The sequence below is a fragment of the Anaerohalosphaera lusitana genome (assembly GCF_002007645.1).
Classification (GTDB): Bacteria; Planctomycetota; Phycisphaerae; order Sedimentisphaerales; family Anaerohalosphaeraceae; genus Anaerohalosphaera; species Anaerohalosphaera lusitana.
This window is the reverse complement of sequence record NZ_CP019791.1, coordinates 157,369-173,529: the sequence shown is the minus strand read 5'-3', so window position 1 is coordinate 173,529 and position 16,161 is coordinate 157,369. Positions and strand designations below refer to the sequence as shown.

Annotated in this window: 14 protein-coding genes; 11 read left to right on the top strand and 3 right to left on the bottom strand. The window is 53.8% G+C overall.

The genetic code is table 11. The features are described 5' to 3' along the window. Positions 1 to 206: 206 nt before the first annotated feature. Positions 207 to 2,477, top strand: coding sequence for a family 20 glycosylhydrolase (locus STSP2_RS00810; RefSeq protein ID WP_205847953.1), 2,271 nt, complete (start codon positions 207 to 209; stop codon positions 2,475 to 2,477). A 103-nt stretch (positions 2,478 to 2,580) separates the two neighbouring features. Here the strand turns inward: STSP2_RS00810 and STSP2_RS00805 are convergent, their stop codons facing one another. Both STSP2_RS00805 and STSP2_RS00800 read right to left on the bottom strand, forming a co-directional pair. Further along, positions 2,581 to 3,294: a 2-oxo acid dehydrogenase subunit E2 gene (locus tag STSP2_RS00805; protein WP_146658936.1), complete on the bottom strand. Its 714-nt coding sequence runs from the start codon at positions 3,292 to 3,294 to the stop codon at positions 2,581 to 2,583. Between the two features lie 169 nt (positions 3,295 to 3,463). Further along, entirely contained in the window at positions 3,464 to 4,954 is a 1,491-nt protein-coding gene (locus tag STSP2_RS00800) for an arylsulfatase (protein WP_205847952.1), read from the bottom strand. 407 nt (positions 4,955 to 5,361) lie between these two features. Here STSP2_RS00800 and STSP2_RS00795 point away from each other — a divergent pair, with 407 nt between their 5' ends. From STSP2_RS00795 to STSP2_RS00770, 6 genes are all read left to right on the top strand, one after another. Then, positions 5,362 to 6,366, top strand: coding sequence for a DUF6599 family protein (locus STSP2_RS00795; protein WP_146658934.1), 1,005 nt, complete (start codon positions 5,362 to 5,364; stop codon positions 6,364 to 6,366). Next, complete coding sequence (locus STSP2_RS00790; RefSeq protein WP_205847951.1) at positions 6,353 to 7,351, top strand: DUF362 domain-containing protein; 999 nt, start codon at positions 6,353 to 6,355, stop codon at positions 7,349 to 7,351. Before STSP2_RS00795 ends, STSP2_RS00790 begins: the two co-directional genes overlap by 14 nt. A gap of 4 nt (positions 7,352 to 7,355) precedes the next feature. Next, positions 7,356 to 9,095, top strand: a complete 1,740-nt coding sequence (locus STSP2_RS00785) for a 4Fe-4S dicluster domain-containing protein (protein ID WP_146658932.1) — start codon at positions 7,356 to 7,358, stop codon at positions 9,093 to 9,095. A 44-nt stretch (positions 9,096 to 9,139) separates the two neighbouring features. Next, entirely contained in the window at positions 9,140 to 10,402 is a 1,263-nt protein-coding gene (locus STSP2_RS00780; protein WP_146658930.1) for an aldo/keto reductase, read from the top strand. Positions 10,403 to 10,566: 164 nt separating this feature from the next. Continuing rightward, positions 10,567 to 10,905, top strand: coding sequence for a TfoX/Sxy family protein (locus STSP2_RS00775; RefSeq protein ID WP_146658929.1), 339 nt, complete (start codon positions 10,567 to 10,569; stop codon positions 10,903 to 10,905). A gap of 114 nt (positions 10,906 to 11,019) precedes the next feature. Continuing rightward, positions 11,020 to 11,901 carry a cation diffusion facilitator family transporter gene (locus STSP2_RS00770; RefSeq protein WP_146658927.1) on the top strand — a complete coding sequence of 294 codons (882 nt, stop codon included), beginning with the start codon at positions 11,020 to 11,022 and terminating at the stop codon, positions 11,899 to 11,901. 9 nt (positions 11,902 to 11,910) lie between these two features. Here STSP2_RS00770 and nikR read toward each other — a convergent pair whose 3' ends face one another. Further along, entirely contained in the window at positions 11,911 to 12,366 is a 456-nt protein-coding gene (gene nikR / locus STSP2_RS00765; RefSeq protein WP_146658925.1) for a nickel-responsive transcriptional regulator NikR, read from the bottom strand. A 333-nt stretch (positions 12,367 to 12,699) separates the two neighbouring features. Here nikR and STSP2_RS00760 point away from each other — a divergent pair, with 333 nt between their 5' ends. The 4 genes from STSP2_RS00760 to STSP2_RS00745 all read left to right on the top strand — a co-directional run bounded on the left by STSP2_RS00760 (position 12,700) and on the right by STSP2_RS00745 (position 16,127). Further along, positions 12,700 to 12,957: a hypothetical protein gene (locus STSP2_RS00760; RefSeq protein WP_146658924.1), complete on the top strand. Its 258-nt coding sequence runs from the start codon at positions 12,700 to 12,702 to the stop codon at positions 12,955 to 12,957. A 237-nt stretch (positions 12,958 to 13,194) separates the two neighbouring features. Then, positions 13,195 to 14,958 carry a M3 family oligoendopeptidase gene (locus STSP2_RS00755; protein WP_146658922.1) on the top strand — a complete coding sequence of 588 codons (1,764 nt, stop codon included), beginning with the start codon at positions 13,195 to 13,197 and terminating at the stop codon, positions 14,956 to 14,958. 13 nt (positions 14,959 to 14,971) lie between these two features. After that, on the top strand, positions 14,972 to 15,220 hold the full coding sequence (locus STSP2_RS00750) for a hypothetical protein (RefSeq protein WP_146658920.1): 249 nt from the start codon (positions 14,972 to 14,974) through the stop codon (positions 15,218 to 15,220). Positions 15,221 to 15,518: 298 nt separating this feature from the next. Beyond that, a complete protein-coding gene (locus tag STSP2_RS00745; protein ID WP_146658918.1) occupies positions 15,519 to 16,127 on the top strand; it encodes a hypothetical protein in 609 nt (202 codons plus the stop codon). The last annotated feature ends 34 nt before the right edge of the window (positions 16,128 to 16,161 follow it).

Genomic DNA, 16,161 nt, shown 5'->3' with positions numbered 1-16,161 from the left:
CTAAATAACACTTTTAGTGCTGAATACAGTTTTTGTCAATACCTAATTTTGCCTGTCGAGGCATTTTTTACGGTCGAAACGGTATTTTTGAGCAAATCATGAAACGATTTTGCCTCGAAACACATGTTTCGCCGCAGATAATGGCGTTTGACAGGTTAGTAAAATGATCAGAGTTAGCATTCATAAAGTTATTGAAAGGTGGGTAAATGTTACGCAGATCTATCATTCTAACAGCCGTTCTGGCTTTCGTCTTAACAGCAGGTATGATTCAAGCCGACGAGGTTTCGATCATCCCCAAACCCGTCGAGATGACTGTCGGCGGCGGCGAATTCGAACTGACCGAAAACACGAAAATTCTCGTCGAAGACGCCACTCAGCAGGTCGGTGACTACCTCGCCGAAACATTCGAACCCGCCACAGGCTTCGATCTGACCGTCAAAAAGCCCGGCTGGTTCGAAAGCAAAAAGAACATCATCGAGCTCACCATCTCCGATGAAATTTCCGTCGGCGACGAAGGCTACCACCTCGATGTCACCCCCGAAAAGATCACCGTTCAGGGCTCCGACCCGGCCGGCGTATTCTACGGCTGCCAGACCATCCTCCAGCTCCTCCCCGCACAGGTCTACAGCAGAACCGAAGTAAAAGGCACCGAATGGACCGTCCCCGAAATACTCGTCCTCGACGAGCCGCGATTCGAATGGCGGGGTATGCACCTCGACGTATGCCGCCACTTCATGCCCCTCGACTTCGTCAAGCAATACATCGACTACATCGCCATGCACAAAATGAACACCTTCCACTGGCACCTCACCGAGGACCAGGGCTGGCGCATCGAGATTGAGCAGTATCCGAAACTCACCGAGATCAGCGCATGGCGCAAGGGCCCCAACGGCGGCAAATACGGCGGCTACTACACACAAGACCAGATCCGCGAAGTTGTCGAATACGCCAAACAGCGGTTCGTCACCGTCGTCCCCGAGATCGAAATGCCCGGCCACAGCGTCGCCGCCCTCGCTGCCTATCCCGAGCTCTCCTGCACCGGCGGCCCGTTCGAGGTCCGCACCGAATGGGGCGTAAGCAGAGACGTCTACTGTGCCGGTAACGAAAAGACGTTCGAGTTCCTGCAGAACGTCCTCGACGAAGTTATCGAACTCTTCCCCAGCGAATACGTACACATCGGCGGCGATGAATGCCCGAAGGTCCGCTGGCAGAACTGTCCAAAGTGCCAGAAACGCATCGCCGAAGAAAACCTCGAAGACGAACACGAGCTGCAAAGTTACTTCATCAAGCGAATGGAAAAATACCTGGCCGGCAAGGGCAAACGCCTGATCGGCTGGGACGAGATCCTCGAAGGCGGCCTCGCACCGAATGCGACCGTTATGAGCTGGCGCGGCATGGGCGGCGGCATCGCGGCTGCAAAGTCCGGTCACGACTGCGTCATGGCTCCAGTCTCACCCACATACTTCGACGCCCGCAACAGCGACAGCGAATACGAACCCGCAGCAATAGGCTACACACCCAACACGCTCGGCAAAGTATACGCATACGACCCCGTACCGCAGCAGCTCACCGACGAACAGGCAGAGCACATACTCGGCTCCCAGGCACAGGTCTGGACCGAATACATCGAAACGCCTGAGCACGTCGAATACATGGTACTGCCTCGAATGAGCGCGCTGGCTGAGGTCGTCTGGTCGCCGAAAAAATCAAAGGACTGGCCCGGCTACCAGCAAAGACTCGCCAAACAATACCTCCGCTACGGCGCAATGAACGCCAACTACTGGGCGCCGATACCAAAGGGCCTGCAGGAAAAGAACGCATTCATGCAGAACGGGCAGCTCCGCCTCGAAGAACCGGTCGAAGGTGCGGTAATAAGATACACCACTAACGGCAAAGTACCAAAGGCAGATGCCCAGGTCTACACCGAGCCTGTCGAGATAACAGAAGACTGCACTGTCATCGCCCGAACCTTCATGCCCGACGGCAAGGCCAGCGTCCCCGTCGTTGGTGAATATAAGAAGGTTACTCCTCATGAAAGCGTCAGCGTCAAAAACCCCAAACGCGGCGTCAAGTTCAGCTACTACGAAGGCAATTTCGACAAACTGCCCGATTTCGAAAAACTCGAACCGGCGAAAAAAGGCGTACAGCCCGGCCTCACCCTCCCCGACGATGTCCGTGAGAACAGCTTCGCCGTCAAGCTGCAAGGCTTCCTGAAGGTCCGCTTCTTCGGCGAATACACCTTCTACACGACCAGCGATGACGGCAGCAAACTCTACATCGGCGACCAGCTCGTCGTCGACAACGGAGGACTGCACGGCTCGCAGGAAAAGGCAGGTACTGTCTTCCTCAAACCAGGCTATCATCCCATCACAGTCACCTACTTCGAAGCAGGCGGCGCCCACTCACTCGACGTGAAATGGCAAGGCCCGGTAATCAAAAAACGCAACATCCCCGCCAACGTGCTGTTCCATAAGTAACAGAATGGCAATTCGGAAGTTTCCGATCCCGCTGTGATTCACTTAGACTTGCAGCGGGATTTTCTTGCGCGGTAAAGTGCCCGGGCTGTGCAGATAATTGCTGCTAAAGCGACGTCATGCAGGTCGGGTTCTCCAGCATATCCACGATCCGCCGCAAAAACCGCGCTGCGTAACTCTCGCTCACGATCCGCATGTCCGCCGCCAGCGTGATCGACATCGTTCGCCGTGGCGCTATCTCGCCGTCTACCGGCAGCGCCTTCTCCACGATCTTGCCGATAGAAATTATGCCCACAGCTTCCGGCGGCGCGATCGCAATAAACGATGTCACCCCGAACATACCAAGCCCCGAAAGCACCACGTTCGCCCCGTCAAAATCATCCAGATCCAGCTTGTTCGACCGCGCTTTTCTCAGCAGATGATCGCTGTCCGCCGACACCTGTGCGAGAGATTTGCTGGATACGTCTTTCACCACCGGAACCACCAGTCCCTGCGGTGCCGCCACCGCAAACCCTACCCCCGTTTGCTCGGTTGTCTCGATAAAATCGCCCGTCTCATCCATCCGTCCCGCAAAAAGCGGAAATTCCGCTATCGCATGCCCTATCGCCGCTATAAAAAAGTCGTTCGTCGTGATCCGTATACCCGCCTGCCGCGAAAATCTCTTGCGGAGCTTGACCAGATCCGTCAGATCGGCCGTGCATTCCATATAACAGCAGGGCTTCTCCCGCTTCGAGCGGTGCATGTAGCCGCCGATGAGCTTCTGTATACGCGTCAACGGCATCTGTGTGTGTGGATCACTGATACTTTCTTTATTCTGCAAATGGATTTTCCTTTTCAGGATGTGGGAATATCACCAAAACAAGTCCGGCATTTTAGCAAAATCGCCAAAAGATGCAAGCACAAGCCAAAAAGCAGTTTTTCACGAGCTGTTTCCAGAATCTGGCAGTCTTCAAAAGCCGCAAGTCGGAGGATGGGCTCTGATTCGCCATTCAAATCTTTGGCGGCTTCCACCTGGGGATCCCGACCTCATCTTTTTGCTTTCGGTACTTTACATGGTAGGGTTTTTTCTCTGCAAGAGGCACATCTTCATTCACCATTAACGGCCGAACTTCATCCCACCACTTGTCGTAAGCTTCTACCATATCCTTCGCAATCTCAAAATTTTGCTCGATTACATTTTCTTTCTCACCCGGGTCCTTCTGTATATCGTACAGTTCGCTGCCGTTTACCAGTCGCCATCGTTCATTTCGTACAGCAAAGGAACGGTACTTCGCTTCATCCGGATCGACCGTCTTTATGTTCCTCCAGCGTTCAACACCCTCCTTACCCCACCTGCCCAGGTGAAAGAATGTATATCTGTCTTCCCATTGGGCATCAGGGTCCACAAGCAGGTCCAGCAGGCTTCGCCCGTCCACCTCTACATCGTATTCAGCGCCGGCCAGCTCGGCGAAAGTCGGAAATATATCAATATGACGCGTAAGGCGGTCCACATCTCGTCCGGCCGCGATCCTGCCCGGCAATCTGAAAAAAGCCGGCACCCGACATCCACCTTCTCGGACAGTGCCCTTCCTGCCTCGCATCCCGGCGTTGTAATCACCGGCAGATGTCCCGTTGTCTGTCATAAATACAACCAGCGTGTCGTTAGACAGCCCCCACTCGTCAAGCTTTTTCAAGAGCAGCCCCACATTTTCATCGATGTTTGTTACCATGCCATAGAAAGCTGCACGATGCTTGCGGTCTACCTTGTTCTCATACATCTTGACGTACTTTTCGGGACAGTGGAACGGAGCATGAGGAGCATTCGTAGAGATATACGCAAAGAAGGGCCTCTCGTGGTTATCCTTGACCCATCCCAGAGCTTGCCGAAAGAACACATCCGTACAGTAACCCTGGGTCTGGACAAATTTGTCATTATGCCGGATGATCGGGTCAAAATAGCTGTTGCCCGGAACGTCTGCGCAACTGCCCGGATAAGCCTGGCCGATCCCGCCCGCACCATGGATGAACATCTCGTCAAAGCCGCGGTTGCAAGGCTGATATGGTTCCTCGTCTCCAAGGTGCCATTTGCCGAATATGCCAGTCGTATAGCCGGCCGATCGCAGAACTTCCGCTATAGTGGTCGCCTGCAGTGTCATACGCTCACGTTCCAGGATCGTGTGCGTTATACCATTCTTAAAAGGAGCCCGTCCAGTCATAATAGCGGACCTTGTCGGAGCACATGTAGGACTTACATGATAGTCCGTAAGGCGTGTGCTCTGGCTGTAAAGCTTGTCAAGATTGGGAGTTTTCAGGTATGGGTGCCCGTGACAGGCCAGGTCCCCGTACCCCTGATCATCTGTCAGCACCAGAATAATATTTGGGCGGCAACCCTTGAGTCGCCCGTCTTTGTCTGAGCCCTCTAAAGCCATCGTCACTGAACCCGGCAGTGACATCAGTGCAGCACCGGTTCCCGCAATCTGGATGAACTGTCTTCGGTCCATGACCAACTCCTAAACTCTTTAACAATAGCTAATTATGAGTCTTGAAATGCTTCGCAGCCATTATATGACAGCAGAAACCACTGTTCAAGTTGAAACGTTAGCGGTTCAGCTCGCTTGCTTAGAGCTTGAAGCTTTGACGTAATGTTTAGTAAACCGATATGTCTTTTGCCGTTAACCACAGTTGACAATCCTTATTTAAGATTCTATAATCATTAAGGGTAGCTCTATGAATTGTTTTTGAGCGGCAAGTAGAAGATTTTTGTGTTCCGGCAAGGAAGACAAATCAGCTTTAGTTGTAGCTAAAGCGGTTTTTGTCTGACGCCGCTCGGAATCAAAAAGATTCACTTGGCCGCCAAAATGAATTCTTAGAGGTGCCCTTAAGCTATAGTATATGTTTGGGGATATCTATGCCGAAAAAGAAGACTAAGGGTAGGGAGACGATTTTTGCTGCGCTGACGCTGGTTGCACTGGCCGGCATCGTCTCGGCCATTGTGGTCAAACAGTTCCATTACGACCAGTCAAGGTTTGATCCCGCCTCGGCTCTGCCCGAAGAGCAGGCCGGTGCCGCCGACAGCTCAGTAAACCTCAAAGCCGCACTGCCTCAGGGCCTTCAGGCTATCTCTCCTCCCGAGCAGTTCAGCCGGGACGACCTCTACGTGAAAATCAACGGCAAGGCTCCGGTATACCTCGACGCGGGATTCGAACAGCTCCACAGCCTGCGTTTTGCAGCCGAAGATGCGCAGGAAAAATGGATGGAAATATTCGTCTACGATATGGCCAAACCACGTAACGCCTTTTCCGTTTACAGCATCCAGCGACGCGCCGAAAGTGAGCTGATAGGTGTGACCGAGTTCGCTTACAAAACTTCGAATGCCGTCTTCATGGCACTCGGTCCATACTACATAGAGCTCGTCGCCGCAGAGGAATCGAATAGACTCCAGCAGGCCATGATGAACGTCGCAAAAAACCTGGTCGACAAACTGGGCGGCGAAGATACACAGCAGATCGAAATATTCAAATATCTGCCTGCAGACGGCCGAATGGATCAAACACTGAACCTGCACCTCTCAAATACGTTCGGCAGTCAGGCCCTCAAAAATATTTTCACCGTCGAGTATGAGACCTTCGGCGAGGTCCAGGCATTCATAGCCAAAAAAGACAACCCCGACGCTGCTGAAGAAATGGCCCAGGCATATCAGACTTTCCTCACTGACAACGGCGCAGAGAAGGTAGGTCAGATCGAAGGCTGCGACGGCGGCATCTATGATTTCTACGGAACCACCGAGATAGTCTGCTATAAGGATGAATTTCTGTTCGGCGTCCACGAAGCTTTCGAACGTGATCCAGCCGAAAAGCTCGCAAAGCAGATCCTTGCAAACATCCAGGAGGTGACAGACAGTGCAAGCAAATAACGATAAAAATATCGACCGCCGCGACTTCATGAAGCGTGCCGCCGGTGGGGCCGGGATCATCGCAGCTTCCGCCATCGGTGCGGGCCTCCTGTACGACAAAGCTGGTCCGCGAATAAGACCCAAACGCGAACAGGTGCACCTGCCCGATTTCAGCGTGCCTGCCCTCGAAGGCAAAATCATGTGCGTCGCCAAGGGATCCGACCGCGGTGCGAACGTCAAAAAAGCTATCGACCAGCTCGGCGGCATCGAAAGATTCATAAAACCCGGCGAGACGGTCCTCATCAAGCCCAACGTCGCATTCGCATCCCCACCGACACTCGGCGCGACCACCAACCCCGAACTCATCGAGGCCGTGGTCAAGCTCTGCTACGACCGGGGCAAAGCCAGCCAGGTCATCGTAACTGACAATTCGATCAACGACCCGGCAAGCTGCTTCAGGCTCAGCGGCGTTGGAGACGCTGCCCAAAAAAGCGGTGCCCGCATAATCCTGCCAAGACCCGGCATGTTCGAGCACACCACGCTTAAAGAAGGCAAACTCATACGTGACTGGCCCGTGCTCTGGGAAGCCTTCGGCGGAGTCGACAAAGTCATCGGCATTACACCCGTAAAGGACCATCACCGCAGCGGAGCGTCAATGACCATGAAAAACTGGTACGGCCTGCTCGGTGGACGCAGAAACATCTTCCATCAGAACATACACACAATCATAGAAGAGCTCGCACGCATGGTAACCCCGACCATGGTCATCCTCGACGGTACAACCGTCATGATGTCCAACGGACCGACCGGCGGCTCGGTTTCCGATCTCCGCAAGAAGAACGAGCTCATAGTCTGCACCGACCAGGTAGCAGCCGACAGCTATGGCGCGAGCCTGCTCGAAAGATCCATCGAAGAATTGCCCCATCTGGAAATGGCCGCCAAAGCCGGCGTGGGTACGATAGATTACCAGTCTTTGAAGCCGATTTTCGTAGACGTTCAGGGATAAATAAATGAAAATAGTCACCGCAAGAAGAATATGTCAGGCAGTGCTTTTCGCAGTATTCGTCTGGTTTTGTTTCATCACCGTGCAGGGCACCGAAGTCGATCAGCTTAGAGGTTGGCCGATCAATCTCTTCCTCGCAGCCGATCCCCTCGTGGCCCTGGGGACCGTCCTCACTACACATACATTCTATGCACCGCTGCTGCTCGCTGTCGCAACCATTATACTGACCATCATCTTAGGCCGTTTCTTCTGCGGCTGGGTATGCCCCTTCGGAGCGATACATCAGTTCACCGGCTGGCTCGCCAACCGCAAAAAGAAGGCCGCCAAAAAGATCCAACTAAATAAATACCGCAAATGGCAAAAAGCCAAATACTATGTGCTTTTCTTCATGCTAGGCCTCGCTGTCCTGCCCGCTGCCTTCGGTAAGAGCCTGCAGACCGGCCTGCTCGACCCCATCCCGCTGGTGACCCGTTCCTTCAACCTCGTCATCCTGCCGATCGTCGATACCTTCACGCATGCAGTTTCCGCCACACCCCGCAGCTACGAACTGGGCTGGCTCTTCTTCGCCGTCTTCACCACAGCCGTCCTGCTCAACCTCTGGATTCCGAGATTCTACTGCCGATTCGTCTGCCCGCTCGGCGCACTGTTCGGCCTGCTGAATCGCGTGCCGTTCTTCCGCATCACCCACAAAAACGAAAACTGCACGAACTGCAAACTCTGCGACCGCCACTGCGAAGGCGGCTGCGAACCCTCCAGCCAGGTCAAGGTCCCCGAATGCGTCCTCTGCTTCAACTGCTACGACGATTGCGTCCACAACGTCATCGGATACCAGGCGACCGCAGGCACTGAATTCACTTCATACAAGCCCGATCTCTCACGTCGCGGTTTCGGCCTCTCCGTCGCCGCTGGCGTACTGGCGGGCCCCGCACTGCGTCTGAATGAATCAATCGGCGAAAACTACAATAACAAGATCATCCGCCCGCCCGGAGCAGTGGGCGAACAGGAATTCCTCAACCGCTGCATCAAGTGCGGCCAGTGCATGCGAGTCTGCCCAACGAACGTCATCCAGCCCGCAGGCTTCGACAAGGGCCTGGAAGTCCTCGCAACGCCCGTCATAAACAACCGCATCGGCACCAGCGGCTGTCAGATGAACTGCACAGCTTGCGGCTACGTCTGCCCCACAGCAGCGATCAAGCCGATTACCCTCTCCCAAAAGCTCGGCCTCAATGATTACGAAGAGCAGGGCCCGCTCAAGATCGGAACCGCGTTCGTGGACCGCTCACGATGCCTGCCCTGGGCCATGGGCAAACCATGCATCGTCTGTCAGGAAAACTGCCCCGTCAGTCCCAAAGCCATCTACACCACCGTTGAACACGAAACGATCCGCAACGGCGAAATGGTCGTTTATCAGGTTGACGATAACAAACTCACATTCGAACAGAAGCTCCCCGCGACCTCCATCGCTACCGGCGACTATTTCATCTTCGCAGGCACCAACAAACCCCGCCAGATAGTCGCCGCCGACCAGAACGTAGTTGAACTCAGCAAGGATAATAGTTGGTCGACAAAACCGGCCCAGGGTGATAAAGTGAAGATCAAAGTGAGCCTGCAAAGGCCCCATGTTGACATAGAAAAGTGTATCGGCTGCGGTGTTTGCGAACACGAATGCCCCGTAAGCGGCAAACGTGCAATCCGAGTAAGCGCAGAAGGTGAATCCCGCAGTGACGATAGAAGATTGTTGCTTTAGTTAAAATTGAACCTAGATAGTTTTGAGAAAGGTTGGGCGTTATAATGAAAACCGAAGGCGAAGGACTCAACAGACGTAATTTTCTAAGAAATGCTGGCGCAGCTTCAGTGGTTTCTGCCCTTGGAGCGGGAAAAGTTCTCGCTGATGAGCACAAGAAAGAGGCCAAAACAGAACAAGCTGCTGAAAAAGAACAGGCTAAGGAAAAAGAAGACAAGCACCCAAAGGTGCCGAAGCGCAAGTTCAGCAAGAAGATCAAGGAAGAAGTCCCGATCCTCTCGATGGGCGGCATGTTCCCCATCCCCGACAATCAGATCGTTCTGCACACGGCCTACAAATGGGGCGTGACCTACTGGGACACAGCCAATTCCTACGAAGGCGGCAACAGCGAACTCGGTATCGGCAAATGGCTCAAACGCTTCCCCGACCGCCGCAAGAACCTGTTCATCGTCACCAAGGCCAGCGGCGCACGCAACAACGAGCAGCGGGACAAAAAGCTCCAGCTCTCACTCGACCGCATGAACACCAAGTACGTCGACCTTTACTACGGCGTGCACGGCCTGCGAAATCCCGAGACGCAGCTTACCGACGAACTGAAGACCTGGGCCGAAAAAGCCAAAAAGGCCAAGCTAATCCGCTACTTCGGTTTCAGCACCCATTCGAACGTAACCGAATGCCTCGAAGCAGCCTCCAAGGTCGACTGGGTCGACGCCATCATGCTCAAGTACAACTTCAAGATGATGGACGACGAAAGAACCCAGAAAGCGATCCAGGCCTGCTACGACAAGGGCATCGCACTGATCGCCATGAAGACACAGGCAAAAGGAATGGGCAACGAGGACGAGAAGAAACTGATCGACTACTTCATCGAACGAGGCTTCACCAGCCACCAGGCCAAGCTCAAAGCCATCTGGAAAGACAAACGCTTCTGCAACATCTGCTCCCAGATGCCTAACGTCAAGATCCTCACCGAAAACATCGCCTCTGCATTCGACAAGACCGAACTCAAGGACGTCGACATGGCCGTCCTAAGCGACCACGCCAAAGAATGCGGCGGCTTCTGTGCAGGCTGTGCGAACATCTGCGAAAACGCAGTCGCCGGCTCACCGGACATCAGCGACACCATGCGATATCTCATGTACTACAACAGCTACGGCGAACCGGAACGTGCAAAAGCAGAATTCGCTGCAATGCCCGCGGACCGCAAGCGCATCCTCGCCAACGCCGACTTCACCGAAGCAGAACGCAAGTGCCCGCAGAACCTGCCAATCGCAAGCCTCGTAAAGGAAGCATTCGAAAAGCTCGCATAAGTCAGACAGCAGTTAAAGTACCCAAAAGCGACGGCCGCCAGGTCGTCGCTTTTTTTACACATCAAAAATAGCTTGCCTTGAAATGCGGATATTCACTTGACGTTCTTCACCTGATTGCAGATGATTAGTATATACCTTGCATGACGTTATAATGGGGGATTGCAATGACCGTCAGTGACGAATACCTCGAATACGTACTCGACCAGCTCCGCTTCGTGGACGACGTAACCTACCGCAAAATGTTCGGCGCCATCGGCATATACTCCGGCCCCGACTTCTTCGCCATCATCGACGAAGACGTGCTCTACTTCAAAGTCGACGACCACAACCGCCCCGACTATGAATCGGCCGGCACCGACGCCTTCCGCCCCTACGAGGACCCCGACATGACCATGAGCTATTACGAGGTCCCCGTCGATGTCCTCGAATCCGCCGACACTCTTGCCGTATGGGCCCAAAAAGCCATCGCCGCCGCCAGACGCAAAAAAACCAGAAAGCGATAACCTCCTCCGCGAAAACCGTCGACCACATCTTCCGCAGCCCCGCTCGATCCTCCATTGATTTTCCCGCAGCTTCCCCTACAATAACAGTAGAACGGAATTCAGCAGGAGCGAAATATGCACTCACATTCACACGGACACGGCCACGGACACTCACACGCTCACGGCAGCTACGACATCGCCTTCGCCGTAGGCATCGCCCTCAACGTCATCTTCATCGTCGTCGAGGTCATCTTCGGCCTGCTCTCCGACTCCATGGCACTGCTCGCCGACGCAGGCCACAACTTCAGCGACGTCGTCGGCCTCCTCATCGCCTGGGCCGCCAGCTACGCAACCCGCCTCAAACCCACACACCGCCGCACCTACGGCTGGCGCAAGGCCAGCATCCTCGGCGCCCTCACAAATTCCGTCATCCTCTTCACCGCCCTCGGCGCAATGACCCTCGAAGCCGTCCGCCGCCTCATGAACCCCGTCGAAGTGCACGCCCACACCGTCATCACCGTCGCACTCATCGGCGTCGTCATAAACGCCCTCACCGCCGCGATGTTCATGAAGGGCCGCAAGCACGACCTCAACATCCGCGGCGCCTTCCTCCACATGGCAGCAGACGCGGGCGTCTCGCTCGGCGTCGTCTTTGCCGGCATGCTCATCGGCTACACCGGCCTGCTCTGGATCGACCCCGCTGTCAGTCTCGCCATCGTCGTCGTCATCCTCATCGGCACCTGGAGCCTGTTCCGCGCCAGCTTCAACCTCGCCATGGACGCCGTCCCCGAACACGTCGATGTACACGAGGTCCGCAACTATCTCGAATCCCTCCCGGGCGTTGAAGAAGTGCACGACCTCCACATATGGGCAATGAGCACCACCGAAACCGCCCTCACCGCTCACCTGCTAAAGCCCAGCCACGAAAACGACGACAAACTGCTCACCGACGCATCCGAGGCCCTGCACCACCGCTTCCACATAGGCCACGTCACACTGCAGTACGAGAGAAGCTGACGATGCTTCTTATGCGCGATGATCATGTCCGTGCGAGTGCTCCTCCTCGCTGAGAAACTCCTCCGCCGCGATCAGGTTGATCTTGCCGTAGGTCACACCCTTCAGACTCACGATCTGATCGCCCAGCCGTGTGATCTCACGAACCTTGCCCCGCAGCAGTATCACCTCCAGACATTCGTGATGTCCGATATGCACGTGCATCGAGCTGATAGTCTTTAGCAGGTGGCTGTGCTGGATCCGGATCAGTTTCTCAGTAAGCTGCGTCTGATGATGGTCGTAAACCAGGTGAACCGCCGCCACAGCCTCGGTCTCCGGATCCTGCAGCTTCTCCCCCGACAGCTTCTCACGGATCAGATCACGCACCGCCTCCGAACGATTCGGATAGTTCTTTTCGTGAATGAGCTCGTCAAACTTATCGAGCAATGATCCTTCAAGCGAAATGCCTATTCTTTGTATTTTTTCCATCGGCAGCTCCATCTTAACATTTTCCCATTATACCCAATCCTTTTTTAGGCTCAAGTAGATTAAACACTTATATCGCCTGCATACATATCCCCTGCAAAAATTTCAGCATTCGCCCGATAAAAACACTGGTGACGATGCCGATACCGCCTATAATCGGCTTTAATGCTCCACCCGACTTGACCGCCATTGAATCGCATTCGTGTTTTTGATATAATCCATTTATGGATGATCGGCGGGGGGTTGAAAACGCCCCTCTCAGTGCTGTGAATGCGAATTTCACGCTGTCGGCCGGCAAAACATCGGTAAATGTTTATTTAAGATCTAGGGGAGATCATGAACGAAGGCATAGAAAAAAAGCTGAACGAACTGGTAAAAGAAATAGGCTCTATCCCGACACCGCAAAAGAAAAAACTTTTCACGCTCATCAAGAGAACCGATGACTGCCAGAAAAAACTCGACAAAAGCATCGACGGCTTGCAGGATTCACTCGACTCGCTCCGGCTCAGCGTCAAATACCTCATTTTTGACCTCGAAGCGACCCGTCGCGAGAATTCTCAACTGAAAAAGGCACTGGAAGACAAAAACAAATAGTGCCCCCGGCACAATGTCGATCAAGCCTTAAGTAACTTACATGGCGGTTGTGCGATTGCGTCACAGCCGCCATTTCTACGCGCCCAAAAAGCTTACCCCCGTCAGTGTATTCAATTATATCTGCTTTTATCAGATTGCATTTGTCCTCCATTAAAGTATAATCGCATCAAAAGTCGCCGTACCGCTCCGGCAAAACGGCTGCGATTGAATCTCGAAAAAATTTATGGAGGCATAAACATGACACCGGCAAACAACCCCAATTCTTCAAAGGCAGCAAACGTCGACCTCAGCTCCATCCCCCTCTACGAGGACCGCACATTCGTCCCCGAGGACGCGGACCTGAACGATGTCCAGGTCGTCACGGCCCTCTATCAGCAGCTCTGCGACCGCAAACTCGACACCGCCGAACAGGTCGAAAACTTCCTGCACGACCGCTCCGAGCTCGAAGCCGCCATGGACCAGCACGGCTCGCTCCTCTACATCCGCATGACCTGCCAGACCGACGACCCCGCCCGCGCCGACGCATTCAAGCACTTCGTCGAGAACATCGCACCCGCGATAAAACCTTACGAACAAAAGCTCGACCGCAAATACCTCGAAGCCATCAAATACGTCGAACACGACACCGAACGCTACGCCGTCTACGACCGCTGCCTCCGCACCGACGTCGAACTGTTCCGCGAAGACAACATCCCCCTACAGACCCGCGACAGCATCCTCGTCCAGCAGTATCAGACCATCTCAGGCGGCATGACCGTCGAATTCGCCGGCGAAGAAAAGACCCTCCCCCAGATGACCAAATACCTGCTCGACACCGACCGCTCTACCCGCGAATCCGCCTGGCGCTCCATCGCCGACCGCCGCCTCTCCGACTGCGACAAGATCGAAGAGATATTCGATGAAATGGTCACCCTCCGCCAGAAGATCGCCGCCAACGCAGACTGCGATAACTTCATGGAATACCGCTTCAAATCCTGGCACCGCTTCGACTACACCCCAGACGACTGCCGCGACTTCCACGCCGCCGTAGAAACATGCGTCGTCCCGCTCTTGCAAAAGATCTATGAACACCGCGCACAGAAAATGGACCTCCCAAAGCTCCGCCCCTGGGACACCCGCGTCGACGCCGAAGGCAAACCCGCACTCTCTCCATTCGACACCGTCGAGCAATTCATCGACGGCATCCGCAAAATGTTCCGCAAGGTCGAACCAGACTTCGCCGACCAGTTCCAGGACATGGCCGACTCGGGCCTGCTCGACCTCGCCAGCCGAAAAGGCAAGGCCCCCGGCGGCTACCAGTGCGCACTGCCCGAGATCCGCAAACCGTTCATCTTCACCAACGCCGTCGGCACCAACGACGACCTCCGAGTCCTCCTCCACGAGGGCGGCCACGCATTCCACTCCTACGCCTGCCGACACGACCCGCTGCTCGCCTACCGACACGCACCGCTGGAATTCTGCGAAGTCGCCTCCATGTCAATGGAACTGCTCGCCGCCCCGCACCTCGACGTATTCTACGACGAAGAACAGGCCCGCCGCTCACGCCGCGACCACCTCGAAGGCCTCATCGCCACCCTCGCAAGCGTCGCGGTAAACGACCTCTTCCAGCAGAAGATCTACCTCAACCCCGCACACACTCGCGACCAGCGAAAACAGATGTGGCTCGAAACCACCGACCGCTTCGACACCGACCAGATCGACTGGACCGGCCTCGACGAAGCCAAAGCCTACCAGTGGCACCGCGTCCCCCACTTCTTCCAGACACCATTCTACTACATCGAATACGGCATCGCCCAACTCGGCGCACTCCAGATCTGGCTCCAGGCCAAAGCCGACCCCGCCAACGCCCTCCAAAACTACAGACACGCCCTCGCCCTGGGCGGATCGAGATCACTGGCCGACCTATTCACCGCCGCAAAAATAAACTTCGACTTCACAAAATCCACCATCGCCCCCCTGATGCAAGAAGTACAAAAAGAACTCGAAACCCTATGGAAGTAAACAGGAGTGCAATATGAAAGGGGATTGGCTGAAGCGTTATGAACCAATTATATTAGTCTTTGTGCTGACTTACCTTTTCTATGTCGACATAAATACCCGAATCGTAAACTGGCTGATTTTATTTTACCTGCTGGCAGAGTTGGTGCGAGCAGTAATTCAGCACAAGCAGCTTGAAAAAGAAACTTTAATTAGAAGAATCAGTTTGAGCATTGTTGTGATTGGCATATTGTTGTTCGTTTTACTGAGAGGCACACCATCTTGATTATGAAGGTTGGTAAGTAATTTGAAACAGAAGGCTTTACAAAAATACGCGATGCAAAAGCTTGTCATCCGCCCAAGGCGGACCCAGCATAAAAAAACCGTCGCGAAGCGACTCCATATTTCCGCCACTCTGCGCCCGTTGCACCCACTGCCAACAACCTCAGAACGTTCACAAACACACTGAAATATATCGCCGATTAACAGCTTGAAAACAAATGAACTTACATGCGTAAACATTAATTACCATCGACAGTTATTCTTTGAGCAATCTATAGCCCTTCAATTTTGGGAGACTTTACATGAGTTCCGAATCCGGTAAAACCAACCAAAGCGCCCGGCGCAGTCAGGCAAATTTCACGATTGGCGGCATTGTGTTAGTCATCTTTGTCATGATCGCTGGCATTCTACAGCTTTGTGGTTGCGAGCCTAAAGACAATAGACAGACTTATGAGAAAGGGTGCATCGAACTATTGGGCGGAATCGTCGATGAGAAGGTTAAATACCACAAGCTACAAATAGGAAACGCTGCTGAACCCTTGTATGCAATGGCGGACATTCCTGAAATCTACATTGAAAAATTGAATGGGGAACTCATATCACTAAAAGAGGTCACAGCAGAATACTTGCAAAGAAATGCAGATACAACTATTCCCGCAAATGAATTAAACGGTTGGCCGCCAAACACTACTAACTTCAAGTTCACTGAAAGAGCTTCTTTCAAGGTTTCAGAAGACGGCCGGATACTCGGTCTTACTTGCGGGGCGCTATGGACGAAAGACGGTTTTCTGGAACCCTCCGTTCTTTGGAACTCCGGCAAAACAAAACGATATGTTTTTCCGCTTAACCACAAAGAAGCGATTGAGTTGTTTGGTCAGCCGGATAAAGTCAAAAAGGGCTTTCAGTGGTGAAAGGGTTCAGAGGGCATTGCATGTTCATTAATGC

Excerpts from the sequence above, each read along its gene's own strand:
- STSP2_RS00810 (WP_205847953.1), top strand. The coding sequence starts at position 207 with ATGTTACGCAGATCTATCATTCTAACAGCCGTTCTGGCTTTCGTCTTA.
- STSP2_RS00800 (WP_205847952.1), bottom strand. The coding sequence starts at position 4,954 with ATGGACCGAAGACAGTTCATCCAGATTGCGGGAACCGGTGCTGCACTG.
- STSP2_RS00795 (WP_146658934.1), top strand. The coding sequence starts at position 5,362 with ATGCCGAAAAAGAAGACTAAGGGTAGGGAGACGATTTTTGCTGCGCTG.
- STSP2_RS00785 (WP_146658932.1), top strand. The coding sequence starts at position 7,356 with ATGAAAATAGTCACCGCAAGAAGAATATGTCAGGCAGTGCTTTTCGCA.
- STSP2_RS00780 (WP_146658930.1), top strand. The coding sequence starts at position 9,140 with ATGAAAACCGAAGGCGAAGGACTCAACAGACGTAATTTTCTAAGAAAT.
- STSP2_RS00775 (WP_146658929.1), top strand. The coding sequence starts at position 10,567 with ATGACCGTCAGTGACGAATACCTCGAATACGTACTCGACCAGCTCCGC.
- STSP2_RS00770 (WP_146658927.1), top strand. The coding sequence starts at position 11,020 with ATGCACTCACATTCACACGGACACGGCCACGGACACTCACACGCTCAC.
- nikR (WP_146658925.1), bottom strand. The coding sequence starts at position 12,366 with ATGGAAAAAATACAAAGAATAGGCATTTCGCTTGAAGGATCATTGCTC.
- STSP2_RS00760 (WP_146658924.1), top strand. The coding sequence starts at position 12,700 with ATGAACGAAGGCATAGAAAAAAAGCTGAACGAACTGGTAAAAGAAATA.
- STSP2_RS00755 (WP_146658922.1), top strand. The coding sequence starts at position 13,195 with ATGACACCGGCAAACAACCCCAATTCTTCAAAGGCAGCAAACGTCGAC.
- STSP2_RS00750 (WP_146658920.1), top strand. The coding sequence starts at position 14,972 with ATGAAAGGGGATTGGCTGAAGCGTTATGAACCAATTATATTAGTCTTT.
- STSP2_RS00745 (WP_146658918.1), top strand. The coding sequence starts at position 15,519 with ATGAGTTCCGAATCCGGTAAAACCAACCAAAGCGCCCGGCGCAGTCAG.